Origin of the sequence: Pseudomonas sp. Pse35 (genome assembly GCF_024519715.1) — a bacterium.
Lineage (GTDB): Bacteria > Pseudomonadota > Gammaproteobacteria > Pseudomonadales > Pseudomonadaceae > Aquipseudomonas > Aquipseudomonas paracarnis.
This window is the reverse complement of sequence record NZ_JALJRP010000108.1, coordinates 1-225: the sequence shown is the minus strand read 5'-3', so window position 1 is coordinate 225 and position 225 is coordinate 1. Positions and strand designations below refer to the sequence as shown.

Below are 225 nucleotides of genomic sequence, written 5' to 3'. Positions count from 1 at the left end.
GCTGGCCCAGGGACAGGCGCCCGAGTTTCTCGTCGGGGTCGATTTCATCGGCCAGGCCCTTGAGGCAGGCCAGGGCCTGCTTGCGCAGCAGGCTCCGGTTGACCACGCCAAAGCGCGTGGGCAAATGCCCGAGGAACAGGTTCTCGGCCACGCTCATTTCCGGCACCAGATGCAGCTCCTGGTGAATCACCGCCACACCGCTGGCGATGCTGTCGGCGGCGCATT

Annotated in this window: 1 pseudogene; it reads right to left on the bottom strand. The window is 66.2% G+C overall.

The features are described 5' to 3' along the window. Positions 1 to 225: pseudogene (gene araG, locus OC445_RS27250) on the bottom strand (L-arabinose ABC transporter ATP-binding protein AraG); the annotation flags it as partial.